Raw genomic sequence first — 24,168 nt, 5'->3', positions numbered from 1 at the left:
GACGGGGTGAATTCTTCCGATGAGCGACGCCAGCACGTCCCAGCCGCTGCCCGACTTCCAGGACACCACCGGCCACGGCCGGCACCGGGGTCCGGTCTCGACGCAGGAAACCGAGACGGCTCCTCGCGGCCGGCACCGCAAACCGGTGCTGGAGCAGCAGACCGAGTCGGCGGCCTGACGGTACGTCAGTCGGTTGGAAGCGAGGCCCCGTTCCCCTACCGGTGAGCGGGGCCTCGCCGTTCCTCCCTTGAGCGGGGCGCCGCTACTCGCGCCGCAGCCCCAGCACCTCCACCGCCGCGAACGTCTCCCCCTGCCCCCGCTCGGCGAAGTGCGCGGTGAGCAGCGCGTCCAACTCGTCGTAGGTGAACGTGTCCTGCTTGCTGTCGAACTTCGCGCCCACCCGCGGCCGTTCGACGACCGCCACCATGCCGCCGTGCACGACGAACAGCTGCCCGTTGATCCGCCCGGCGGCCGGTGCGGTCACATAGCCGACGAGCGGGGCGACATGCTCGGGAGCGAGGGGGTCGAGGCCGGTGGCGGGTACGTCGGTGAAGACGTCCTCGGTCATCCGGGTCCGGGCGCGCGGGCAGATGGCGTTGGCGGTGACGCCGTACTTCGCGAGGGCGTGGGCGGTGGACGTGGTCAGCCCGACGATGCCGCCTTTCGCCGCCGCGTAGTTGGGCTGTCCGGCGGAGCCCGCGAGGAACGCCTCCGAGGAGGTGTTCACGATCCGCCCGTACACCGGCCGCCCCGTCGCCTTGCTCCGCTCCCGCCAGTGCGCGGCCGCGAACCGGGTGGTGTTGAAGTGGCCCTTGAGGTGGACCCGTATCACCGAGTCCCACTCGTCCTCCGCCATGGAGAAGACCATGCGGTCGCGCAGGATGCCCGCGTTGTTGACCAGGATGTCCAGCTTGCCGAACTCCCTGACGGCCAACTCGACCAGTGCTCCGGCCTGTTGGAAGTCGGCCACGTCGCCGGTGTGGGCGACGGCCGTGCCGCCCGCCGCGCGGATCTCGGCGACCGTCTCCTCGGCGGGACCGGCCGAGGCCCGACCCGTGCCGTCCCGGCCGGGCTGCCCGTAGTCATTGACGACGACGGCCGCGCCGAGCCGGGCCAGCTCAAGCGCCTCGGCCCGGCCGAGACCGCGCCCGGCGCCGGTGACGATCGCGGACAGCCCCTCAAGTGGCAGTGACATACGACCCCTTCGGCTCGAAGCGCGCGCTCAGATCTCGATGCAGGTGCGCAGCGCGGTGCCGGTGCGCATCTGGTCGAGGGCCTCGTTGATCTCGGCGAGCGGCACGCGGTGGGTGATCAGGCCGGCGAGGTCGATTCGGCCCGCGCGCCACAGCGCTATCGTGCGCTCGTACGAACGCAGCACGTCGCCACCGCCGTACATGGACGGCAGGATCCGCTTCTCGTCGAAGAACAGCTCGAACATGTTGAGCTGGAGGAAGTCGTCCATGGCGCCCGCGCCGACGACGACCAGGGTGCCGCCGCGCCGGGTGTTCTCGTAGGCCGTGCGGGCGGTGGCGGACCTGCCGACGACCTCGAAGACGTAGTCGAAACCCTCGCCGCCGGTTGTCCGCTGCTTGGCGTCGGCCAGTTCGTCGGGCGACACGGCCCTGGTGGCGCCGAACTTCAGCGCGGCCTCCCGGCGTCCGGCGACCGGGTCGACGGCGACGATCTCGGCGGCGCCCTTCAGCCGCGCGCCCTGGATCGCGGAGATACCGACGCCTCCGCAGCCGATGACGGCGACCGACGCACCGGCCTCCACGTCGGCCGTGTTGAGCGCGGCGCCGAGCCCGGTGGTGACCCCGCAGCCGATGAGGGCGGCGATGTCGAAGGGCACGTCGTCCGGGACGGGCACCGCGCAGCCGGCGTCGACGACGACCTCCTCGGCGAAGGTGCCGGTGCCCGCGAAGCCGAAGAGGTCTCCGGCGGGGCGCCGGTAGTTGGGGGTGCCCGCGTTCATGAAACCGGCCAGGCACAGCTGGGTCTGGCCGCGCTTGCAGGAGGGGCAGGCACCGCAGGCGGGCAGCCAGCAGACGACGACCCGGTCACCCGCGTTCAGGCCGGTGACGCCTTCGCCGACCTCGACGATCTCGCCCGCCCCCTCGTGGCCCGGCACGAACGGTGCCGGCTGCGGCAGTACCCCGCTCATCGCCGACAGATCCGAATGGCACAGCCCCGTGGCGCGCACCCGGATCCTCACCTTGCCGGGGCCAAAACCCGTCGCCTCGACGTCGTCGAGGATCTCCAGCTTCTCCTGGCCGATCTCGTGCAGTACGGCTGCGCGCATGGTGCGGCTCCCTCAAGAGTCGGTCGTTATGTGTGCTGAACGATCGTGTCGGCCAGGACCGGCGCGTCGTCCCGGTCGACCGCGCTCACGGAGACCCGCACGGCCGTCTCCTGCCGCCACATGCGGATGCGCAGGGTCTCGCCCGGATACACCACGCCCGCGAACCGGGTGGCGTACGCGCGCACCCGGGTCACATCCCCGCCGAGCAGCGTGTCCACGACGGCCTTCAGCGTCATGCCGTAGGTGCACAGCCCGTGCAGGATGGGCCGCTCGAACCCGGCGACCTTGGCGAACTCCGGATCGGCGTGCAGCGGGTTCCAGTCCCCGGAGAGGCGGTAGAGCAGGGCCTGGTCCTCGCGGACGGCCCGCTCCACGGTCCGGTCGGGCTGTCCACCTGGTTCTTCCAGACGCGCGGACGGCCCACGCTCGCCACCCCACCCGCCTTCTCCCCGTACGAAGATCTGCGCGTCGTTGGTCCACAACGGGCCGTCGGCGTCGGCGACCTCGGTGCGCAGCACCAGGACGGCGGCCTTGCCCTTGTCGTAGACGGCGGCGATGCGGGAGGTGGCGGTCGCGGTGCCCGCCGCCGGGATCGACCGGTGCAGCCGAAGTGCCTGGCCGCCGTGCAGGACGCGGGCGAGGTCGACTTCCACGCCCGGCATGGACAGCCCGCTGATCACGCCGGGCGAGCCCGCGCCGGCGACGGTGGCGAAGCTGGGCAGGACGTGCAGGCGGGACTCCAGGGTGTAGCGCAGTTCGTCGGGGTCGGTGGCCGGGAGGCCGGCGCCGATGCCGAGGTGGTAGAGCAGGACGTCCTTGGGGGTCCAGGTGATCTCGCCGGTCCGGGGTTCGGCGGCGAGTGCCTTGGCTGCGTCGATCGGCATGGGGCTCCTGAGTGCTCGCGGAACTGAGAACCTCGGTGCGACCGTCCGCACCGTCGGCCGCACCGAGGTCGTCACGAGGCCGTGAACCCGCCCGTTCTAGAACGCGTTCCAGTACGGCGAACCTCTGTATAGCCGAGCTCCTCCGACTTGGGAAGACTACTGACGGCCTGTCAGGTGAGCGTGACTCACCTCCTGGCACGACAACGCACGACGACGCGCGGCGACCCCCTCCGTGGGCCTACGCTGAGGCCGTGAACGAGATGCCCCGTGATCACCGGCCCGCCAAGTCCATCAGGGTGCTGCTCGCCGAGGACGGGGCGATGAGCCGTGGGGGGCTCGCCGTGCTGCTCGGTCTGGTGGACGACATCCAGGTGGTCGCCCAGGTGCCGACCGGGGACGCCCTGGTGGACGCGGCCCTCGTGCACCGCCCCGACGTCGCCCTCCTCGACGTCGAACTCCCCGGCGTCAGCGGCCTGGACGCCGCCGCCGACCTGCGCGACCAGGTCCCGGACTGCCGGGTGCTGATCCTCACCACGTTCGCCCGCCCCGGCCTGCCGCAACGCGCCCTGGCGGCCGGAGCCGCCGGCCTCCTGATCAAGGACGGCCCCGTGGAGGAGCTGGCGACGGCGATCCGCCGCGCCCTCAGGGGCGAGACGGTGATCGACCCGGCGTTGGCGGGTGCGGAGCACCGCCTCACCGACTGAGCCACCAGACGCCCGGGCCACCGTCCTTCCACATGCACGTGACCTGCCGGGCCGACTTGGCGACCTGGTCGATCACGGATCACGGGTCCGCCCCTCAGCCCCAGCGGGTCACCAGGTGCGCCCCCTCACCCCCAACGGACCACCGGGTCCGCCCCCTCACCCCCAACGGGCCACCAGATCCGCCCCCTCACCCCCAACGGGCCACCAGATCCGCCCCCTCACCCCCAACGGACCACCAGATCCGCCCCCTCACCCCCAGCCGACCACCAGGCGGCCCCCCTTGCCCCCAGCCCTGCCCGCCCCCCTTCCTCACCGCACCCCAACCCTCCGCGGCAACCAGACCCCCATCACCACCGCCCCCACCACCAACACCCCCGCACTCGCCCGAAACGCCAGCGCATACCCCTCCACCAGCGCCACCGGCCCCCCGGCGTCCGCCCCCACCGCCGCGCTCCCCTCGGTGCGTGCCGCCGCCAGCGTCGACATCACCGCCAGGCCCAGCGAACCCCCCATGATCCGCGAGGTGTTGATCAGCCCGGACACCAGCCCGGCCTCCCCCGGCTCCGCCCCCGACGTGGCCAGCGCGGCCAGCGGCGTCATCGCCAGCCCGGCCCCGAGCATCATCAGAATCCCGGGCAGCATGATCGCCGTCAGATACGCCCCCTCCACGCTGATCGTCGACTGCCACCCGAAACCGACCGCGGCCACCACCGTCCCCAGCACGGCCACGTTCCGCTCCCCCGCACCCCGCATCAGCCGAGGCGCGAGCTTGGAACCGGCCACCACCGCCAGCGAGCTGGGCACCAGGGCCAGTCCGGCCTCCAGCGGCGTGTAGTCGAGCACGTTCTGCGCGTACAGCGTCATGAAGAACCACATGCAGAACATCGCCGACCCGCTCAGGAACATCGCCACGTTCGCCGACGCCACCGACCGCAGCCGCAGCAGCCCCAGCGGCATCAGCGGAGCCGCCGTGCGCGCCTCGACCAGCAGGAACACCCCGATCAGCACCAGCCCCGCGACCAACGGCCCCAGCGTCGCCCCCGCCGTCCACCCCGCCACCTCGGTCTGCGAGATCCCGTACGCCAGCGCCCCCAGCCCGGCCGTCACCAGCAACGCGCCCGGCAGATCCAGCCGCCGCCCGTCCCCGGCCCGGCTCTCCGGCAGCCGCCGCAGCGCGCCCAGCAGGACGACCGCCCCGACCGGCACATTGATCAGCAGCACCCACCGCCACGACAACCCGTCCACCAGCAGCCCGCCGACCAGCCCACCCGCGGCCCCGCCGCCCGCGCCGACCGCCGTCCACGTCGCGATGGCCCGCGCCCGCGCCGCGCCCTCCGGCACCGCCGCCGTGAGGATCGTCAGCGTCGAGGGCGCCAGCACGGCCGCGCCCAGCCCCTGCACCGCCCGCGCGGCCAGCAGTTCCCACCCCTCCCGGGCCAGCCCACCGCCCAGCGAGGCCAGCGTGAACAGCGCGAGCCCGACCAGGAACATCCGCTTGCGCCCGTACAGATCACCGGCCCGCCCGCCGAGCAGCATGAACCCGGCGAAGGCGATCGCGTACGCGTTCACCACCCACTGCAGCCCGGAGCCGCCCAGCGCCAGATCGGCCCGCATCGAGGGCAGCGCCACGTTCACGACGGACACATCGAGGACGACGAGGAACTGGCCGGAACAGGCGAGCGCCACCACCAGCCACGTCGGGGCGCCGGTACGACGGGATATGCGGGGATCCGCTGCGGCTCGGAGCATACGGGCCATCCTTCCAACCGCCCCGTGACTCCCGCATCGGGCTTTCGCCCTACAACCCGCCCCGGGTCTCCGCCGTTCGCCCTACGGCTCCGGCACGCCCATGCCCCCTATCCGGCAGCGGACCTACGCATCACCAGCACTTGCCTAAAACCTTTAGGCAAGTGCACAATTGCTTTCGGCAAAAGGAAGGGCGCTCATGGCACGCGCAGGACTGACCACGGAACGCGTCACCCGGGCCGGCGCGGAGCTGGCCGACGAGGTCGGCTTCGACCAGGTGACCGTCTCCGCGCTCGCCCGCCGCTTCGACGTCAAGGTCGCGAGCCTCTACTCGCACGTGCGGAACTCGCAGGACCTCAGGACGAGGATCGCCCTGCTCGCCCTGGAGGAGATGGCCGACCGTGCCGCCGACGCCCTGGCCGGACGGGCCGGCAAGGACGCCCTGACCGCCTTCGCCGACGTCTACCGCGACTACGCCCGCGAGCACCCCGGCCGCTATGCCGCCGCCCAGCTCAGACTCGACCCCGAGACGGCCGCCGCCAGTGCGGGCGTCCGGCACGCCACCATGAGCCGGGCCATCCTGCGCGGCTACGACCTCACCGAGCCCGACCAGACCCACGCGGTCCGCATGCTGGGCAGCGTCTTCCACGGTTACGTCAGCCTGGAGCTGGCCGGCGGCTTCAGCCACAGCACCCCCGACTCCGAGGAATCCTGGTCGCGGATCCTCGACGCCCTGGACGCCCTCCTGCGCAACTGGCCCACGACCTGACCACACAAAAGCCCCCGAAGAAGGACCTTAAGGCGGAGGCCATGCACCCCTTGATCACCACCCCTCTCACCCCCTCCCTCCTGCGCGGCGCCCTCGACGTCGAGCGCACCGCACACGGCCTGCTCCCGCACCGACTCCCCGCCGCCGCCCGCGCGCAGAACACGGACGGGCAGCTCGCCATGGCCGAGTCCCAGCCCTCCGGCGTACGACTGGCCTTCCACACCCGCGCCACCGTCGTCGAACTGGACACGCTCCCCACCAAGCGGGCCTACGTCGGCGCCCCACCGCGCCCGGACGGCGTGTACGACCTCCTCGTCGACGGCCGCCTGACCGAGCAGGCCACGGCGAGCGGCGGCAACACCGTCACCGTCGACATGGCCACCGGCACCGCCGAGCACCACCCCGGCCCGCCCGGCACCCTCCGCTTCAGCGGCCTGCCCGACCGCGCCAAGACGGTCGAGATCTGGCTGCCGCACAACGAGATCACCGAACTCGTCGCCCTGCGCACCGACGCCCCCGTCGAGCCCGCCCCGGACAACGGCCGCAAGGTCTGGCTGCACCACGGCAGCTCGATCAGTCACGGTTCGGACGCCGCGAGCCCCACCACCACCTGGCCCGCCCTGGCCGCCGCCCTCGGCGGGGTGGAGCTGATCAACCTGGGCCTGAGCGGGAGCGCCCTGCTCGACCCGTTCACGGCGCGCGCGATGCGTGACACCCCTGCCGACCTGATCAGCGTCAAGATCGGGATCAACCTGGTCAACGCCGATCTGATGCGCCTGCGCGCCTTCGCCCCGGCCGTCCACGGCTTCCTGGACACCATCCGCGAGGGTCACCCCACCACACCGCTGCTGGTCGTCTCCCCCATCCTGTGCCCCATCCACGAGGACACCCCCGGCCCCTGCGCCTTCGACTTCAGCGCCCTCGGCGCCGGTCAACTCCGGTTCCAGGCCGCGGGCGACCCGGCGGAGACGGCCGCCGGAAAACTCACCTTGAGCGTCATCCGCACCGAACTGTCCAGAATTGTCCAGCAACGCGCGGCCGACGACCCTCACCTCCACCACCTCGACGGCCGCGAGCTCTACGGCGAGGCCGACTACGCCGAACTCCCCCTCCCCGACGAACTCCACCCCGACGCCGCCACCCACCGCCGCATCGGCGAACGCTTCGCCGAACTCGCCTTCACCGCCAACGGGCCCTTCACACAGAAGCCTCCGTCGAACTGAGGTTGCGTCAGTTCCTCACGAGAAGGTCAAGAATTCGTTAGCGGGCGTAAGCAACGGAATAGTTGCCCCAGCGCACGGGGTTCATCACCCACGTACCCACGAACGGATCCAACCGCATCCACGACCTTCTTCCGGCCCGGAGGCCCCCCTCAATGACGCTCACGACGACCGACCGGCCCACCGGAAGAGCGAGCGGAGCCGTCGTCCCGGTGCTCGCCTTCGCGGGCATCGTTGTCGCGGTGATGCAGACCCTGCTCGTCCCGGTCATCAAGGACCTGCCGCAGCTGCTGGACACCTCCCCCAGCAACGCCACCTGGGTCCTGACCTCAACCCTGCTCTCGGGCGCCGTGGCCACCCCGATCATGGGCCGGCTCGGCGACCTGTACGGAAAGCGGCGCATGCTGGTCGTGAGCCTGGCGGTGATGGTGGTCGGCGCGCTGGTCAGCGCGTTCACCAGCGCACTGCTCCCGATGATCGTCGGCCGTACGCTCCAGGGCTTCGCGATGGGCGCGATCCCGCTCGGCATCGGCCTGATGCGCGACATGCTGCCCCGCGAGCGGCTCGGCTCGGCGATGGCGCTGATGAGCTCCTCGATCGGCGTCGGCGGCGGCCTCGCGCTGCCCGCGGCGGCCCTGGTGGCCCAGAACACCGACTGGCACGTCCTCTTCTACGGCGCCGCCGGCCTCGGCGTCCTCGCCATCGCCCTCACCCTGCTCGTCGTACCGGAGTCCCCGATGCGCGCGGAGGGCGGCTTCGACCTGCCGGGGGCGCTCGGCCTGTCCGCCGGTCTGGTCCTCTTCCTCCTCCCCATCACCAAGGGCAGCGACTGGGGCTGGACGTCCGGCACCACACTGGGCCTGTTCGGCGCGGCCGCCGTCGTACTCGTCCTCTGGGGCGTCTACGAGCTGCGCACCGCCGCCCCCCTCGTCGACCTGCGCACCACCGCCCGCCCGGCCGTGCTGTTCACCAACCTCGCGTCGATCATGGTCGGTGTCTCCTTCTACGTCGTCTCCCTCGTCTTGCCCCAGCTGCTCCAGCTGCCCACCGCGACCGGCTACGGCCTCGGCCAGTCGATGGTCGTGGCGGGTCTGCTCGTCGCTCCGCTGGGCCTGACGATGATGTTCACGGCCCCCGTCTACGCCCGTCTGTCGGCGCAGTACGGCCCCAAGGTCACCCTCATCATCGGCATGCTGATCATCGGAATCGGCTACGGCGCCGGCCTCGGCCTGATGAGCGCCGCCTGGCAGTCCCTGGTCATCGCGATCGTCCTGGGCGCGGGCATCGGCCTCGCGTACTCGTCCCTGCCCGCGCTGATCGTGGGCGCTGTCCCGGCGTCGGAGACGGGTGCGGCCAACGGCTTGAACACCTTGATGCGTTCCATCGGTACGTCGGTGTCGAGTGCCGTGATCGGCATGGTGCTCGCCAACACCGCGAACAACGTGAACGGCGTCGCCGTCCCGACCATGCACGGCTTCCGGGTCTCCTTCCTGATCGCCACGGGCGCCGTGGCCATCGGCCTGCTGATGGCCCTGTTCCTGCCGAAGCCGAACCGCGCGCCGCAGCTGCGGGCGAGCAGCGAGGAGGACGCGAACCTCCAGCGCGCGATCGAGACGCTGGGCGGCTTCCGCGGCCGGGTCCTGGCCGCCGACGGCACGCCGGTCGCCCGCGCCAAGGTCACGCTGATCGACCGCCGGGGCCGGCACGCGGGCGCGACCGTCTCCGCCGAGGACGGCGGCTACGCGCTCACCGTCCCCGCCGAGGGCTCCTACGTCCTCGCCGCCCAGGCCACCGGCCACGCCCCGAGCGCCCTGTCCGCGACCCACTCCGGCGACGCCCACCCGATCGACCTCGACCTCTCCCTGCCCGGCGAGGCGGTCACGGCCTGAGCCGCCTCGGCACCCGTCTCCGCACCCCTGGTCACCGCATCGACCGGGGGTGCGGCAGCATGGGGCGCCCAGAGACACGTACGACCGGAAGGCCCCTGCCCATGACCCCGGCCCCCAAGCCCGAGATCCTGGCCGCGTTCGAGGCGGCGAAGGGGTTCATGCCCACCGGGGAGGGGCTGGCCCTGTACGCGGCGGCCGTCGAGGCCGGGCGGCTCGGGCTGCCGCTGCTGGAGGTCGGCACGTACTGCGGGCGCTCCACGATCCTGCTCGCCGACGCGGCCCGCGCGGCCGGTGTCACCGCGCTCACCGTCGACCACCACCGGGGCAGCGAGGAGCAGCAGCCGGGCTGGGACTACCACGACCCGGAGACGGTCGACCCCGAGATCGGCCTGATGGACACCCTGCCCGCCTTCCGCCGCACCCTGCACCGGGCGGGCCTCGAGGAGCACGTGGTGGCGTTGGTCGGCCGCTCCCCGCAAGTGGCGAAGATCTGGCAGGCCCCCCTCGGGCTGGTGTTCATCGACGGCGGCCACACCGACGAACACGCCACCGCCGACTACGAGGGCTGGGCGCCCCATGTGGCGGACGGCGGCCTGCTCGTCATCCACGACGTGTTCCCGGACCCGGTGGACGAGTTCACCGGCCAGGCCCCGTACCGCGTCTACCTCCGCGCCCTCTCCTCGGGCGCCTTCACGGAGGTCTCGGCGACGGACTCACTGCGGGTGCTGCGCCGCACCGGCGCCGGGATCTGACACGCCGCCACCCATTGAGACGTACACAAATCCAGGTGTCGCCGTCCCGGCGGCTAGGGTGACAGACGTGTCGTACACAGGTCCGGAGTTCGATTCGCCCGCGCCCCGCCGCCCTCGCCGCGGGGCCATGACTGTCGCCGTCGCGGCCCTGGTGCCCGGCGCACTGCTCGGCTGGCTGGTCTACGAGGCGGTGGGTGACACCGGCGGACCGGGGTCGGGTCGTACGGAGGCCAAGGCGCCCTCGACGATCCAGTCGTCCCCGTCGCCCGCGTCCCCCGCCTCCCCCGCCTCCCCGTCGAGCGCGAGCCCCACGTCCACCGGCAACAAGCCCGCGCCCGCCGCCACCGACGCGGGCTCGCTCAAGGGCAAGGTCGTCGTCATCGACCCCGGTCACAATCCGCGCAACTTCCAGCACAGCACCGAGATCAACCAGAAGGTGGACATCGGGACGAACTGGAAGGAATGCGACACGACCGGCACGGCGACCAACGCGGGCTACACGGAAGCCGAGTTCACCCTCGACGTCGCCCGCCGACTGCGCACGATCCTGCAGGAGCAGGGCGCCACCGTGAAGCTGACGCAGAACGGCGACCGGACGTACGGGCCGTGCATCGACGAGCGGGCGCGGATCGGCAACGAGGCGAAGGCCGACGCGGTCGTGTCCATCCACGCGGACGGCGTCGGGTCCGGGAACCGCGGGTTCCATGTCATCCTCCCCGCGTCGGTACACGCGGGCGCCGCCGACACCCGGCCGATCGTCGCGCCGTCGCGCGAACTCGGCGAGCGCATCGCGGGCAGTTTCGTCCGCGCCACCGGCAGCGGGCCCGCCAACTACGTCGGGGGCGGCACCGGTCTCGTCACGCGTAAGGACCTGGGCGGTCTCAATCTGTCAACGGTTCCGAAGGTGTTCATCGAGTGCGGCAACATGCGCGATAGCAAGGACGCGGCACTGCTGATCAGCGGAGCCTGGCGGCAGAAGGCGGCGCAAGGGATCTCTGATGGAATCGTGAGTTTCCTGCGCGGGTAGTGATCGGTGCGATCATCCCGGCGGACAGGTCGTTCGGACGGACGATAGTGTCATCTCTACGATGAGGGGCCACCCCCGCGCTTCGCACCGGCGTCTTACGGCGATGGTGACAGCGACGCCTCTACCGACGACGAGACGACCTACGAAGGACCTGAAGTGAATATCCGCTCCCTCACTCGAGGCGACGGCGTGGTGATCGGAGCAGCGGTGTTGCTGTTGATCGCGTCGTTCCTCGACTTCTACTCGTCCGACGGCGCGCCGGAGGGCCTGGACATGCCCAGCCTGTGGGGCAGCGGCCCGGTGCTGATGAGCGTCGTGCTGGCGGGAGTCATCGGCGCCGCACTCGTCATCGTCGGCCGCGGGCTGCCGCAGGCCCCGAAGGTCGCGGGCCTCGACCTCGGTCAGTTCGGCGTCGCCTTCACGGTGTTCGCCGCGTGGAGCGCGCTCGGCAACGTCTTCGATCCGGCGAGCGCCGCCAACAACTTCGGCGGTGACTCCTCCGACGGCCCCGACGCCGGCATCGGTCTGATCCTCGCCCTCGTCGCCACCCTCGTCATGGCCGCGGCCGCCGTCGCCACCCCGCTGGTCCCCGCCCTCAAGGGCGCCCTCATCCCGGCCCCCCGTCCCGCCGCCCCCCAGCCCTACGGCGGCCAGCCGCAGGGCGGTTACGGCTACCCCGGCGCCCAGCAGCCCGCCGGATACGGCCAGCCGCAGCCGGGCCAGCCCGGTCAGCCCTACGGCCAGCCGCAGCCGCCGGCCGGGGACTTCTCCCCGTTCTGGTTCGCGGTGCCGGTGCCGCGCCCGCTGTTCGCGGAGGACGGCTCGCCGACCCCGATCGCCGAGCTGGCGCCGGGCACCTGGTACCTGGCCGTCGAGCAGCGCGGTCCGGCGCTGGTCGCGCAGACGCAGGACGGCCGCCGGGGTGTGTTGCAGGACACGAGCGGTATCCAGCGCGGCTGACCCGCCCGCCGTACGTACGGCCCCTCGCCCTTCCCGGCGGGGGGCCGTTGTCGTACAGTCGCAGCTCGTCCTACGACTGACGCACCGTCAGGAAAGGAGTGGGTATGCGACTCGGTCTCGCGCTCGGCTACTGGGGCCGCGGCCCCTCCCCCGACCACGTGGCGCTCGCGCGGGAGGCCGAGCGGCTCGGGTACGACTCCGTGTGGACCGCCGAGTCGTGGGGCTCGGACGCCTTCACGCCGCTGACCTGGATCGCGGCCCACACGTCAACGATCAGGCTCGGCACGGCCGTTGCCCAGATGGCCGCCCGCTCCCCCACGACCACCGCCATGCACGCCCTCACCCTCGACCACCTCTCCGGCGGGCGGATGATGCTGGGGCTGGGGCTGTCGGGGCCGCAGGTGGTGGAGGGCTGGTACGGGCGGCCGTTCCCGTCCTCGCCGCTGACCGCGACCCGGGAGTACGTCGACGTCGTACGGCAGGTCCTCCAACGGCAGGCCCCCGTCCAACTCGACGGGCGGTTCCACTCCCACCCGTACCGGGGCGCGGACGGCACCGGACTCGGCCGCCCCCTGAAGCCGATCACCCACCCGCTGCGCGCCGACCTGCCCGTCCTGCTAGGCGCGGAGGGCCCGAAGAACATCGCGCAGACCGCCCGCATCGCCGACGGCTGGCTGCCGCTGTACTGGTCGCCGCTGCGCACCGACGTGTACGAGCCGTGCCTCGCGGGCGCTCCCGAGGGCTTCCTCGTCGCCCCCATGGCCCAGGCTCGGGTCTGCCGGGACGTCGCCGAGGGGCTGCTGCCGGTCAAGGCGATGCTCGGCTTCTACATTGGCGGCATGGGGCACGCCCGGCGCAACTTCCACGCCGAGCTGATGGCGCGCATGGGGTACGAGGAGGAGGCCCGGCGGATCCAGGAGCTGTTCATCGCCGGGCGGCGGGAGGAGGCCGTGCGGGCGGTGCCGGACGCGTTCGCCGACGAGATCTCCCTCGTCGGCCCGCGCGAACGCATCGCGCGGCGGCTTCAGTTGTGGCGCAAGGGCCCGGTGACCGACCTGCTGGTGCTGGCCCCGGACCCGCACACCCTGCGCGTGCTGGCCGAGCTCAACTCCTAGACGGTCACTGGAAGATGGCGAGTGGGTCGAGGGTGAGTTCGCCTGTCTGCTCGTCCCAGCCCTGTACCCGGCCCAGGCAGCGGGCCGCGATCTTCTTCCCCCGGTAGTAGCGCTCCTTGCGGAAGTCACCACGGCCCTCGGTCTCGTCGCAGATGATCTCCACGTGTGCGGCCGGCTCGCCGGTGCCGTACCGGGCGCGCAGCTGCACGTCGCCGTTGGGCAGTCGTGCCGCGGTGAAGTCACCGCTGACGGAGACGTACGCCTCCAGCCGCCGCAGGGCGCTCAGGGGCACCTGGCCGTCGGGGTATCTGCCGCCCAGCCGCTCGGTGAACTCCTGGTTGACCTCGAGTTCGCCGTCGACGAGGTCGACGTCCACCACCTTGTCCTCCTTGCGCATGGCGTCCATGAGCACACCGATCACGTTCATGGGGGTGCTCTCCTGGAGGTAGGTCGTGACCCGCTCCTTGGTGACGCCCCGGTTCGCCCTGCCCATCCAGAAGAACAGCCTGCCCCGCAGCCCGTAGTCGTTGGTGACCTGGAGCCGGTCGGCGACCTCCTGGGTCAGGGACTTGGTGAAGCCGCCGACCTCGTAGATGTCCATGACCTGCTGCTTGTGCAGGTAGAAGCACATGTCGAGGTGCGTCCCGCCGCCCGGCCCGCGCCGGCTGCGCAGGCGCCGCCACCCGAACCCGAGGACGATGCCGAAGCACGCCGCCGTGGCGGCCCAGACGAGCAGCCACGGCCACCACAGGCCCCACCACTGACCATCAATGACACCCACGGATCTCCTTGAACGCGTCGGAGAGGGAGGAGAGGTTGGCGTCGACCATGCGGCCGCCGGTCGCGGCGGCGGCGCGCCTGAGGGCGGCCGCGTCGGCCTCTCCGAAATGGACGGGGAAGGTGGGCACCGCCTCCGCGTCGCCGCCGAGGGCACCGTGGCGGCGCAGGAACTCCTCATAGCCGATGCCCGCGTTGTTCTCGCCGTCGGTCATCAGCACGATCGCGACGGGCCGTGCGGGTTCCTCGCGTACGGCGGCGGTGGCGATGCGGTAGCCCCGGTCGAGTGCGGTCCACACGGCGGTGGCGTCGTCGTAACCGCCCTCGGCGACCAGCCGGTTGAGGGTCCGCAGGTCCGCGTCGCCCCGTACGGTCACCGTGCGCTCCTGCAGTACCCGGCCGCCGAACCGGACGACGGTGAGCCGCTCGCCCCGGTAGAAGCGGGCGAACTTGCCGGTGGAGGTCTCGTCGGCGCCGCTCAGCCCGGCGAAGGCGGCGCGCAGGTCGGCCATCCGCTCGCCGCGCATGGACGTCGAGAAGTCGAGGACGAAGACGACCTGGTCGGCGGTGCGGCTCCGGGGGTCACCGTAGTCGCTGATCAGCCGCTCGACGATGGAGAGGCTGTCGGGGAAGGACAGCGCGTTGCCGACGTCCGTGCGCAGCGGCTCGGAGGGTTCCACGTCCTGGTTGACCGGGCGCCGGAAGGTCCGCTCCATCAGCTCGCGCTGGGTGTCGGCGCCCAGCAGCCAGTCCACCACCCTGCCGTACGCGGACCGCTGCTCCTGGTCGAGCAGCAGCAGCGGGAAGTCGGACAGCACCATGCCGTCGTCGGGGTGCACGATCCGCAGGGGCTCGCCCCGCCGGTCGCCGGCGTTCAGCGACAGCAGCTCCGCCTCGTGCGCGATCAGCGCGTTGGTCTCGCCCGGCCTGCCCAGATAGGCGTCGATCAGGTCCCGGGAGCTGGCCGCGGTGAGGGTCTGGCCCGAGCGGAAGCCCCGCAGCCGGTCGCAGGAGACGTCCTCCTCGCGCAGCGCGCGCCCGGTGCCGGCGGCGGCGGTGGCGACGCCGACGAGTGCGGCGCGGCCGGTGTCGCTGCGCCGGGGGTCGGCCATACCGAACCGTACGGTGCCGTCGGCGGCGGCGTCCGCCACGTCCGCCCACGAGATCCGGCCCTCGGGGACGGCCGCGCTCAGCTTGTCGGCGACGTCGGGTTCGAGGCCGACGACGACCGGTGAGCGCATGATCGGTGTGGACTCGGGCCGGGTCAGCCGGCCCTCGGAGTCCTGGACGCGGAGCAGGAAGGAGCGGTCGGAGGCGAGCCACGCCAGGTCGTACTCCGGGCCGCCCGGGTACTGCCCTTCGAGGTCCGCGTTGGCCTCGTACTCCATCTCCAGCTCGACCCCCGTGTCCTCCTCCAGCTCGTCCAGCAGCGGCGCCAGGTCGGCGAGTTCGGGGCTGGCGAGGACCCGCAGGGTGACCGGGTCCTGGTCCTGCGTGCAGGAGGTCAGGCCGGCGAGGAGGGCCAGGGTGAGCGAGGCCGTCAGGGCGCGTACGAGCCTGGTCATGCGGTGTCGTCCAGGTTGGGCGGCGGGCAGTCGCCGACGTAGTTGATGATGTCGTCGAGGACGTCCAGGCTGGGTTCCAGCGCCTTGGTCTGGTTCCGGTTGGGGACCGGCACCTGGATGCCGTGGTCGTCCAGGTATGTGTCCAGTTCCTTGCTGGCGCCGTCCTCGCCGGAGACGCGGATACGGAACCCCAGCTCCAGGGCCCGCTGGCGCAGTTCGGCGTCCTCCTCGATCAGCTCGACCAGCCGGTCGCCCTGCGGGCTGAGGGAGATGAGCTGCGGCTCGGTGAGCGCGAACGGCTTGGGGTAGAGCAGGACGCGGCTGGTGTCCTGCTTGCCGTTCTTGCCGTGGTGGGCTATCTGGTGGGCCAGGAACTGGTGCTCGTAGATCAGGGCGACGGGCGCCAGGGACTCGCCGAGGGCGGAGAAGTAGCTGTCGGCCTGTTCGTCGGCCCACATGCCTTGCAGGGTGACGAGGGGTTTGATCTCGGCGGAGATCCGGTCCACTTCCTCCTCGGCCCGCTTCGGGTCGTTGGGGTGGCTGGAGCCGGGCGTCTTCTCACCGTTCGCGACGAAGGCGAGCAGGCTCAGATAGGTGCCGGCGGAGTTGGACTCGCAGACGTTGGACGTGCGCACCAGGACGCTGCCGCTGTTGCTGCGGTCGCCGGCGGCCACGTCGTCGTAGCCGATGCCGTTCCAGGTGTCGGCCTGTGTGCCCTCGCCGTCGCTCGGGTTGTTCCGCTCGTCCACGCCGTCGAGCAGGGTCATGAACTTCGCCATGTCGAGGTCGTAGTAGAGCGTCGGATCGCCGTTCGTCGACCGCTGCGGCGTGGCCACGCCCGCCTTCACCAGCGTCTCCGCGTAGTCGCGGAAGCTGCCGAGGGCCAGCGGGGAGACGAAGGGGCGCACCGTCTGGCCGGTGTCGTCCGGCCGGTCCAGGATCAGCTTCGCCGCGGGCTGACCGGACGGGAAGACGACGTCGAGGCCCTTCAGCGAGCGTGTGGCGATGCCCCGGGAGCCGAGGCGGCGGATGTCCACGCGGATGCCGTGCTTGAGCAACAGCCGTTCCACTTCGGGGTCGCGGAAGTAGTCGGACTTGGACGCCATCCGCGACTCGATCACCGTGATGCGTTCGAACGGCCGGAGCGCGTTGCCGGTGATCAGCAGGGACAGCAGACCGACCAGGGCGAGCGGCAGCGCGCAGCGGACAAGGAGCGGGACACGGCGGTGTGTCGTTCTGCGGATCGTGAGTCTCGGTTCGTCGGACAACGGCCCTCCTGCCGCTCAAGGGGGCAGGATCATCAGTGACCCCGTGGAACATCATCCCCCGGAGTGGTCAACTCCGCCCGAACGCACGGCAAATGAGCCCCGGTCGGGAGGGCGGGGCTTTCGGGTTTCAGCCACGGCCGAGCGGCAACCCGTAGGGCATGTCCCCCAGATATCGCAACGGTGCGAACCAGGCAGGCACGGTCATAGCGATCGTCGCCGACATCATGGCCCTCATCCTGGGCGTCTGGATCCTGATGTACCTACTGGACGCCAACCGCGCGAACGATTTCGTCCAGTTCATCCACGACGCGGCCCGCTGGCTGGCGGGCTGGTCACACGACCTGTTCACCTTCGACGAGGAGTGGGCGAGGGTGGTGGCGGGCTACGGCTTGGCGGCGGTGGTGTACCTGTTCGTGGGTCACGCCATAGCCAACCGAGTCCACCGCCACTGAAACGCCCCTAAGGGGCGCGGGGAACTGCGCGATCAACCACAGACAACCCGCACCCGCCCCACAACAGAACCACCCGAGCTGTCAGGCGCAACAATCCGGGTCCAGCCCAAGAGGCAACCGCTCCCCGCCGAACACCGCGCAGGTGGCCTCATGCCCACCCAGCGCCGCAACGGCCAGCAACAACGACCCGGCCGTCCACGTCGTCAGCTCACGCGGCCAGATCGCGTCGTCCTCGAAGACGTACCCCGTCCAGTACAGCCCGCTCTCCGGATCGCGCAGGTGCTGGATGGACTTGAGGATGTCCAGCGCCCGGTCGGACTCGCCCATCGCCCACAGCGCCAGGGCGAGTTCGGCCGACTCCCCACCCGTCACCCACGGATTGGGGACGACGCACCGCACCCCGAGCCCGGGAACGACGAACCGGTCCCAGCCTTCCTCCATACGCGACTTGGCCTCGGCGCCGGTCAGCGCCCCACCCAGCACGGGGTAGTACCAGTCCATCGAGTAGCGGTCCTTGTCCAGGAACCGCTCCGGGTGCCGGCGGATCGCATGCCGCAGCATGCCGACCGCCAACTCCCAGTCCGGCTGCGCCTCTTCACGCTGCTCGGCGATGGCGAGCGCGCAGCGCAGCGCGTGGTGGACGGACGAGCACCCGGTCAGCAGCGCGTCCGAGACGGGCGTCCCGTCGTCCTGCCTCTTCCAGCCGATCTGCCCGCCGGGCTGCTGGAGCCGCAGCACGCACTCGATCGCCGCGTGGACGACCGGCCACATGCGGTCGAGGAAGGTGTCGTCGCCGGTGGAGAGGTAGTGGTGCCAGACGCCTACGGCTATGTAGGCGACGAAGTTGGTCTCGCATCCCCGGTCGGTGACGTCGTCGTGCGCCCCGTCGGCGTACGCCGCGTACCAGGAGCCGTCCTGGTTCTGGTGGGTCGCCAGCCACAGGTAGGCCCGCTCGGCGGCCTCGTGCTCGCCCGCCGCGTCCAGCGCCATCGCGGCCTCGACATGGTCCCAGGGGTCCAGGTGGTGCCCACGGAACCACGGGATCGCCCCGTCCTCCCGCTGCACGGCGAGGATCCCGCGTACGGTCGCGGCGGCCTGCTCTGCGGTGAGGACCCCGGGCAGGACGAGGTGTTCTGTCCGGGGAGTGGTCACTTGGCGTCCACCCGAGGCAGGTGGGGCTTGGTCGCGTACGCCACGAAGCTCTTGCCGATCAGCGGGTTCAGCGCCTGCTCGGCGACGCGGGTCGCGAGGGGCTTCTTCATGATGTCCCAGACCAGCAGCTTGTGGTACGCCCGCACGGGCAGCGCCTTGTCGTTGTCGACGCCGAACGCGCACTTCAGCCACCAGTACGGGGAGTGCAGGGCGTGGGCGTGGTGGGTGCCGTACGGCTTGAGGCCGGCCTCGCGGATCTTCGCGAGGAGTTCGTCCGCCTTGTAGATGCGGATGTGGCCGCCCTCGACCTCGTGGTAGGCGTCGGAGAGGGTCCAGCAGATCTTCTCGGGGCCGTAACGCGGGACGGTGATCGCGATCCTGCCGCCGGGCTTCAGCACCCGGACCATCTCGGCGAGTACGCCCTTGTCGTCCGGGATGTGCTCCATCACCTCGGAGATGATGACGACGTCGAAGGACTCGTCGGGGAAGGGCAGCGCGAGGGCGTCGCCCTCCATGGCGGTCGCGGTGGCGCCCTCGGGGGCCTCGCCCGCCTCCTTCATCGCCGCGAACCACTTGGCGACCTCGCGGATCTCCTCGCCGTTCTGGTCCAGCGCGACGACCTGTGCGCCGCGCCGGTAGCACTCGAACGCGTGCCGGCCGGCACCACAGCCGAGGTCCAGGACGCGGTCGCCCGGGGCGAGCGGGAACCGGGAGAAGTCGACGGTCAGCACGTGGTCCTGCTTTCGCGGTAGACGCCGGTGGTACTGGTGGGGGTGGCTTCGGGGGTGGGGCTCGTGGATACGGTGCCGACGACTCCGCCTACCGGATTCTCGGATACGGCGCCGACGACTCCGCCTGCCGGGTTCTCGACCGGCGAGCCGCCGACCGGGGAGGCGCCGCGAACGTCGCCCCCTGTCCGGGCGATCGCCTCCCGGTAGCGGGCCGCCGTGCCCTCCGCGGCGCGCGCCCACGTGAAGTGCCGCAGCACCCGCTCGCGCCCGGCCGCGCCGAGCCGTGCGCGCAGTTCCGCGTCGCCCAGGAGCCTGCTCAGCCCGGCGGCCAGCGCCCCCGCGTCGCCCGGCGGCACCGCGAGGCAGGTCTCCCCGTCCCGCCCGGCCACCTCGGGAATCGCCCCGCCGGTCGTGGCGACCAGCGGCGTTCCCGTGGCCATGGCCTCCGCCGCCGGCAGCGAGAAGCCCTCGTACAGCGACGGCACGCACGCCACCTGCGCCGACCGCACCAGGTCGACGAGCTCGGCGTCGGAGATCCCCTTGACGAACTCGACGGCGCCTTCGAGCCCGTACCGCTGCACGGCCTGCGCCACCGGCCCCTCGGTGGGCCGCTTCCCCACGACGACTAGGTGGGCGTCGGGATGCTCGGTGCGCACCTTCGCCAGCGCCTCGACGAGGAAGACGAGCCCCTTCAGCGGCACGTCCGCACTGGACGTCGTAACGATTCTCCCCGGCACCTGCGGCACCGCCGGGTCGGGCGAGAACAGGTCGGTGTCGGCGCCGATGTGCACGACGTGGATGCGGTCCGGGCGGACGCCGAGATGGTCGACGATCTCCTGGCGTGAGGTGCCGGAGACGGTGAGGACGGACGGCAGGCGCCGCGCCACCCGCTTCTGCATGCGCGTGAAGGCGTACCACCGCTTGACGGAGAAGCGCCGCTGCCAGCCCTGCGCCGCGTCCAGCTCCAACTGCCGGTCGACGGTGATGGGATGGTGGATCGTCGTCACCAGGGGAGCGCCCACGTCCCCCAACAGCCCGTATCCGAGCGTCTGGTTGTCGTGCACGACGTCGAAGTCGCCGCGCCGCGCCCGCAGATGGCGGCGAGCCCGCAGGGAGAAGGTGAGCGGCTCGGGGAAGCCGCCGGTCCACATGGTCGCCACTTCGAGGGCGTCGATCCAGTCCCGGTACTCGTCGCGCTTCGGCGTGCGGAACGGGTCGGGTTGGCGGTAGAGGTCGAGGCTGGGCAGCTCGGTGAGGCGGAGGCCGTCGTAGCCCACGTCGAGGACGGGGTAGGGCTGGGCGCCGATGACCTCGACGTGGTGGCCGAGGCGGGCGAGTTCGCGGGAGAGGTGCCGGACGTAGACGCCCTGGCCGCCGCAGAACGGGTTTCCCTTGTAGGTGAGGAGTGCGATACGGAGCGGTCGCTCGCCGTCGGCGGCCGGGTCCTCGGGAGACCCCGCCTGACTGGCCTCAGCGGTCACTCTGGGCCCCCTTCTCCCTGCACTGTCCCGCGAGATTACGCCGGGACGCTAATCTAGAACAAGTTACAGACTTGATCGTTCAAGAGGCTCTGAATCTACCGGCAGGTAGGGCCGCTGGGAGCAGTGGATCAGGTGATTCACGCCACGGCCCACCGGGGCACGCGAGGGCGGCCCGGGCCTGCCATGCTGTCTGATCGCACGCCCTCACGGACTGTCACGAAACGGGACCCCATGCCAGCGGAAGCCAGTAGCGCGCGAACCGCCACCCCCGCCGCGCCGCCCCTCACCGAGCGGCAGGAGGCGCGCCGGCGCCGCATCCTGCGGGCGAGCGCGCAGCTGGCCAGCCGGGGCGGTTTCGACGCGGTGCAGATGCGCGAGGTCGCGGAGTCCTCGCAGGTCGCCCTCGGCACCCTCTACCGCTACTTCCCGTCCAAGGTCCATCTGCTGGTCGCCACCATGCAGGACCAGCTGGAGCACATGCACGGCACGCTGCGCAAGAAGCCCCCGACGGGCGAAACGGCGGCGGAGCGGGTCGCGGAGACCCTGATGCGCGCCTTCCGCGCCCTGCAACGCGAGCCGCACCTGGCCGACGCGATGGTCCGCGCCCTCACCTTCGCGGACCGCAGCGTGAGCCCCGAGGTGGACCAGGTCTCCCGGCAGACCACGGCGATCATCCTGGACGCCATGGGCCTGGACGACCCGACCCCCGCCCAGCTCTCCGCCGTCCGCGTCATCGAGCACACCTGGCACTCGGCGCTGATCACCTGGCTCTCGGGCCGCGCCTCCATCGCCCAGGTCAAGATCGACATCGAGACGGTGTGCCGTCTCATCGACCTGACGACATCAGACGCACGGAAGTGACCTGGACGCAGAGAAGCGACCTACGAGACGGGTTCCCTTCGCCGGTATTGCCCGGATCAGGTGGCTGGGGGTCGCCTTCCAGCCATACGACCTCTCGGTCCTATGACCTTCCGGCCTCTCAGCCCGACCGTCGACGTCGGCACCAGCGGAAGCCGAAGCCTCTCGCCAGAGTCGGCTACTCCGGTCGAACTCCCTCACTCGCCTCGTAGGCCTGATATCAGAGTAGAACGTCCGTCCGCGAAGAACACCCCCTGCGTGGTGATTTTTACCTAAATCTCCCGCCCCTCCCCTACGCCCTCCGGCGCACCCCTCCTCCGCCGCGACGCGAGCGCGAAACGGAAGGAAGATAAGGAGCTGAAGCGCCTTTTGTGACACATGTGGAGGTTGGTTCCGATGCCGATGTACCTCGTCAAGGTCAGGCTGACCCCGAACGGCCTTCAGGGCCTGCTCAAGGAAGGCGCCACCGCGCGGCGGGAGGTCGCCGACGGCATGCTCCGCAGCCTCGGCGGCCGTCTTGAGTCGATCTACTGGGCCCTCGGCGACGACGACGTCTACCTCACGGCCGAACTGCCGAACAACACCGCCGCCGCGGCCCTGGGCATGGTCACGTCGGCGACCGGCAGCGTCCGCACGAGCACGGTCGCCCTGCTGACGGCCGAAGAGGTCGACGAGGCGGCCCGGCAGAAGGTGGACTACCGGCCGGCCGGCGCCTGACACACCCCGGCCACGGGCCCTACTCCTCCGGCGGGAACACCGCCTCCCCGCTCCCCAGCAGCGTGATCGTGATCGCCTCGACGGGGCAGTTCTCGGCGGCCGCCAGGATCCGTTCGCCCGCGTCCGTCTCCGGGTCGGTGGGGTGGGACTGGCGGCCCGTGTCGAGGTGGAAGGCGTCCGGGGCCTGGTGGACGCACTGCGCGGAGCCGATGCACAGGGAACGGTCGACCTCGACCTGCCAGCGATCCCCCATGGCCCGTCAGCCTTCCCAGCCCGACGGCAGGTGGATCATCTTGTGCTCCAGGTACTCGCCGTAGCCCTCCGGGCCGAACTCCCGCCCCAGGCCCGAGTTCTTGTAGCCGCCGAACGGGCCCAGCATGTCCAGGCTGAACGTGTTCACCGAATACGTACCGGTACGCACCTGCCGCGCGACCTCGATGCCCCGCTCGACGTCGGCCGTCCACACGCTGCCGCTCAGCCCGTACTCGGAGTCGTTCGCGATCTTCACGGCCTCGGCCTCGTCGCCGTACGGCAGCAGGCAGATCACCGGGCCGAAGATCTCCTCGCGGGCGATCCGCATCGAGTTGTCGACGTCGCCGAAGAGGGTCGGCTCGACGTACCAGCCGCGCTCCAGGCCCGCAGGGCGTCCGCCGCCCGTGAGGATCTTGGCGCCCTCCTCCTGGCCGATGCGGATGTAGTCGAGGTTGCGCCGCTGCTGCCGCTGTGCGACCAGCGGCCCGACCTGTGTCGCCGCGTCCAGCGGGTCCCCCACCACGAGCGCGCTCGCGGCCGCCGCGAACGCCTCCGCGAACTCCTCGTAGCGGGCGCGGGGCAGCAGGATCCGCGTCTGCGCGACGCACGCCTGCCCGTTGTTCATCCAGGCCGCCGGGACGATCCCCGCCACGGCCGTCGCCACGTCCGCGTCGGGCAGCACGACCGCCGCCGACTTGCCGCCCAACTCCAGGGTCACGCGGGTGAGGTTGCGTGCCGCCACCTCCATCACCCGCTTTCCCGCCGCCACCGACCCCGTGAACGACACCTTGTCGATCCCCGGGTGCCCGACGAGGTACTCGCTCACCTCACGGTCGGCCGGCAGGATCGACAGCACGCCGTCCGGCAGCCCGGCGTCCTTGGCGATCTCGCCGAGCAGATAGGCGTCCAGCGGCGACTCCGGCGACGGCTTCAGGACGACCGTGCAGCCGGTGAGCAGCGCGGGCGCGAGCTTGGCGGCGGCCACGAACTGCGGGACGTTCCAGGGCACGACCGCCGCGACGACCCCGACCGGCTCGCGCCGCACGAGGATCCGCCCGAGCACGCCGTCGCGCGTCTCCTCGTAACGGAAGTCGCGCGCGACCCCGATCGCCGCGTCCCAGACCATCATCGCGCCGAGCGCCTGCGCGAGGACGCTCCAGGAGTACGGCGACCCGTTCTCGGACGAGATCACGCGGGCGATCTCCTCGTGCCGGGCGGCGATCCCGTCCTTGATCCGCCCGACGACCTCGATCCGCTCGTCGAGGGACGTCCGCGGCCAGGGCCCCTCGTCGAACGCCCGCCGGGCGACCGCGACCGCCCGGTCCACATCCGCCGCCGACGCGTGCGGCACCCGCCCGATGACCTCCTCGGTGTGCGGGGAGACCACCTCGATGACGTCCGCGCCCAGGGGGTCGGTCAACTCCCCGCCGATGAACAGCTGTCCGTGTTCCACGAGCTCGGTCATGACGACTGCCCCTCCCGGCCTGACGGTGTTTCAGAACTGATACCAGTTCTAGTTATAGTGGGCAATGGCCGTGGGGCCGTGGGGC

General features: G+C 71.4%; 23 protein-coding genes and 1 pseudogene. 12 read left to right on the top strand and 12 right to left on the bottom strand.

The window, feature by feature from the left end; all coding sequences use genetic code 11:
* The first annotated feature begins 19 nt into the window (after positions 1-19).
* Positions 20-178 (top strand): hypothetical protein, encoded by a 159-nt coding sequence (locus tag I2W78_RS28450; protein ID WP_196463102.1) that lies wholly within the window; start codon positions 20-22, stop codon positions 176-178.
* A gap of 84 nt (positions 179-262) precedes the next feature.
* On the opposite strand, the gene I2W78_RS28445 is transcribed toward I2W78_RS28450, so the two are convergent.
* The 3 genes from I2W78_RS28445 to I2W78_RS28435 are packed head-to-tail and all read right to left on the bottom strand — an operon-like array spanning position 263 to position 3,183.
* The gene (locus I2W78_RS28445; RefSeq protein WP_196463101.1) at positions 263-1,195 is read right to left on the bottom strand and encodes a 3-oxoacyl-ACP reductase; all 933 of its coding nucleotides are present in this window, start codon (positions 1,193-1,195) and stop codon (positions 263-265) included.
* A 27-nt stretch (positions 1,196-1,222) separates the two neighbouring features.
* Complete coding sequence (locus tag I2W78_RS28440; protein WP_196463100.1) at positions 1,223-2,299, bottom strand: Zn-dependent alcohol dehydrogenase; 1,077 nt, start codon at positions 2,297-2,299, stop codon at positions 1,223-1,225.
* Positions 2,300-2,325: 26 nt separating this feature from the next.
* Positions 2,326-3,183 carry a MaoC/PaaZ C-terminal domain-containing protein gene (locus tag I2W78_RS28435; protein ID WP_196463099.1) on the bottom strand — a complete coding sequence of 286 codons (858 nt, stop codon included), beginning with the start codon at positions 3,181-3,183 and terminating at the stop codon, positions 2,326-2,328.
* Positions 3,184-3,443: 260 nt separating this feature from the next.
* Here I2W78_RS28435 and I2W78_RS28430 point away from each other — a divergent pair.
* Positions 3,444-3,866 (top strand): annotated as a pseudogene (locus I2W78_RS28430) (response regulator); the annotation flags it as partial.
* 330 nt (positions 3,867-4,196) lie between these two features.
* Here I2W78_RS28430 and I2W78_RS28425 read toward each other — a convergent pair.
* Positions 4,197-5,645 carry a DHA2 family efflux MFS transporter permease subunit gene (locus I2W78_RS28425; RefSeq protein WP_374222707.1) on the bottom strand — a complete coding sequence of 483 codons (1,449 nt, stop codon included), beginning with the start codon at positions 5,643-5,645 and terminating at the stop codon, positions 4,197-4,199.
* Between the two features lie 187 nt (positions 5,646-5,832).
* Here I2W78_RS28425 and I2W78_RS28420 point away from each other — a divergent pair, with 187 nt between their 5' ends.
* The 7 genes from I2W78_RS28420 to I2W78_RS28390 all read left to right on the top strand — a co-directional run bounded on the left by I2W78_RS28420 (position 5,833) and on the right by I2W78_RS28390 (position 13,365).
* A complete protein-coding gene (locus tag I2W78_RS28420) occupies positions 5,833-6,402 on the top strand; it encodes a TetR/AcrR family transcriptional regulator (RefSeq protein WP_196463097.1) in 570 nt (189 codons plus the stop codon).
* Between the two features lie 41 nt (positions 6,403-6,443).
* A complete protein-coding gene (locus I2W78_RS28415; protein WP_196463096.1) occupies positions 6,444-7,625 on the top strand; it encodes a GDSL-type esterase/lipase family protein in 1,182 nt (393 codons plus the stop codon).
* Between the two features lie 152 nt (positions 7,626-7,777).
* A complete protein-coding gene (locus I2W78_RS28410) occupies positions 7,778-9,511 on the top strand; it encodes an MFS transporter (protein ID WP_196463095.1) in 1,734 nt (577 codons plus the stop codon).
* 101 nt (positions 9,512-9,612) lie between these two features.
* Entirely contained in the window at positions 9,613-10,263 is a 651-nt protein-coding gene (locus I2W78_RS28405) for a class I SAM-dependent methyltransferase (RefSeq protein WP_196463094.1), read from the top strand.
* A 67-nt stretch (positions 10,264-10,330) separates the two neighbouring features.
* Positions 10,331-11,290, top strand: a complete 960-nt coding sequence (locus tag I2W78_RS28400) for an N-acetylmuramoyl-L-alanine amidase (protein WP_196463093.1) — start codon at positions 10,331-10,333, stop codon at positions 11,288-11,290.
* 156 nt (positions 11,291-11,446) lie between these two features.
* Complete coding sequence (locus I2W78_RS28395; protein WP_196463092.1) at positions 11,447-12,250, top strand: DUF5336 domain-containing protein; 804 nt, start codon at positions 11,447-11,449, stop codon at positions 12,248-12,250.
* Between the two features lie 104 nt (positions 12,251-12,354).
* The gene (locus tag I2W78_RS28390; protein ID WP_196463091.1) at positions 12,355-13,365 is read left to right on the top strand and encodes an LLM class F420-dependent oxidoreductase; all 1,011 of its coding nucleotides are present in this window, start codon (positions 12,355-12,357) and stop codon (positions 13,363-13,365) included.
* A 4-nt stretch (positions 13,366-13,369) separates the two neighbouring features.
* Here the strand turns inward: I2W78_RS28390 and I2W78_RS28385 are convergent, their stop codons facing one another.
* The 3 genes from I2W78_RS28385 to I2W78_RS28375 are packed head-to-tail and all read right to left on the bottom strand — an operon-like array spanning position 13,370 to position 16,975.
* Positions 13,370-14,146: a hypothetical protein gene (locus I2W78_RS28385; RefSeq protein ID WP_196463090.1), complete on the bottom strand. Its 777-nt coding sequence runs from the start codon at positions 14,144-14,146 to the stop codon at positions 13,370-13,372.
* The gene (locus tag I2W78_RS28380) at positions 14,133-15,707 is read right to left on the bottom strand and encodes a VWA domain-containing protein (RefSeq protein ID WP_196463089.1); all 1,575 of its coding nucleotides are present in this window, start codon (positions 15,705-15,707) and stop codon (positions 14,133-14,135) included. Before I2W78_RS28380 ends, I2W78_RS28385 begins: the two co-directional genes overlap by 14 nt.
* On the bottom strand, positions 15,704-16,975 hold the full coding sequence (locus tag I2W78_RS28375; protein WP_196463088.1) for a hypothetical protein: 1,272 nt from the start codon (positions 16,973-16,975) through the stop codon (positions 15,704-15,706). Before I2W78_RS28375 ends, I2W78_RS28380 begins: the two co-directional genes overlap by 4 nt.
* A 158-nt stretch (positions 16,976-17,133) precedes the next feature.
* Here I2W78_RS28375 and I2W78_RS28370 point away from each other — a divergent pair, with 158 nt between their 5' ends.
* A complete protein-coding gene (locus I2W78_RS28370; RefSeq protein ID WP_196463087.1) occupies positions 17,134-17,427 on the top strand; it encodes a hypothetical protein in 294 nt (97 codons plus the stop codon).
* 81 nt (positions 17,428-17,508) lie between these two features.
* Here the strand turns inward: I2W78_RS28370 and I2W78_RS28365 are convergent, their stop codons facing one another.
* Genes I2W78_RS28365 through I2W78_RS28355 form a run of 3 tightly spaced genes read right to left on the bottom strand, consistent with a single transcriptional unit; the run spans position 17,509 to position 20,791 of the window.
* Positions 17,509-18,579, bottom strand: coding sequence for a prenyltransferase (locus I2W78_RS28365; RefSeq protein ID WP_196463086.1), 1,071 nt, complete (start codon positions 18,577-18,579; stop codon positions 17,509-17,511).
* Positions 18,576-19,310 (bottom strand): class I SAM-dependent methyltransferase, encoded by a 735-nt coding sequence (locus tag I2W78_RS28360; RefSeq protein WP_196463085.1) that lies wholly within the window; start codon positions 19,308-19,310, stop codon positions 18,576-18,578. The genes I2W78_RS28365 and I2W78_RS28360 overlap by 4 nt, the downstream gene beginning before the upstream one ends.
* A complete protein-coding gene (locus I2W78_RS28355; protein ID WP_196463084.1) occupies positions 19,304-20,791 on the bottom strand; it encodes a glycosyltransferase family 4 protein in 1,488 nt (495 codons plus the stop codon). Before I2W78_RS28355 ends, I2W78_RS28360 begins: the two co-directional genes overlap by 7 nt.
* A 231-nt stretch (positions 20,792-21,022) precedes the next feature.
* Here I2W78_RS28355 and I2W78_RS28350 point away from each other — a divergent pair, with 231 nt between their 5' ends.
* On the top strand, positions 21,023-21,652 hold the full coding sequence (locus tag I2W78_RS28350) for a TetR family transcriptional regulator (RefSeq protein ID WP_196463083.1): 630 nt from the start codon (positions 21,023-21,025) through the stop codon (positions 21,650-21,652).
* A 393-nt stretch (positions 21,653-22,045) separates the two neighbouring features.
* Entirely contained in the window at positions 22,046-22,366 is a 321-nt protein-coding gene (locus tag I2W78_RS28345; protein WP_196463082.1) for a GYD domain-containing protein, read from the top strand.
* A gap of 19 nt (positions 22,367-22,385) precedes the next feature.
* Here the strand turns inward: I2W78_RS28345 and I2W78_RS28340 are convergent, their stop codons facing one another.
* Positions 22,386-22,619, bottom strand: a complete 234-nt coding sequence (locus I2W78_RS28340) for a ferredoxin (RefSeq protein ID WP_196463081.1) — start codon at positions 22,617-22,619, stop codon at positions 22,386-22,388.
* A 6-nt stretch (positions 22,620-22,625) separates the two neighbouring features.
* Complete coding sequence (locus tag I2W78_RS28335) at positions 22,626-24,083, bottom strand: aldehyde dehydrogenase (protein WP_196463080.1); 1,458 nt, start codon at positions 24,081-24,083, stop codon at positions 22,626-22,628.
* Between the last annotated feature and the right edge of the window lie 85 nt (positions 24,084-24,168).

It is taken from the genome of Streptomyces spinoverrucosus (assembly GCF_015712165.1).
Classification (GTDB): Bacteria; Actinomycetota; Actinomycetes; order Streptomycetales; family Streptomycetaceae; genus Streptomyces; species Streptomyces spinoverrucosus_A.
The sequence above is the reverse complement of the archived record's forward strand: the minus strand, read 5'-3'. Positions and strand labels throughout refer to the sequence as shown.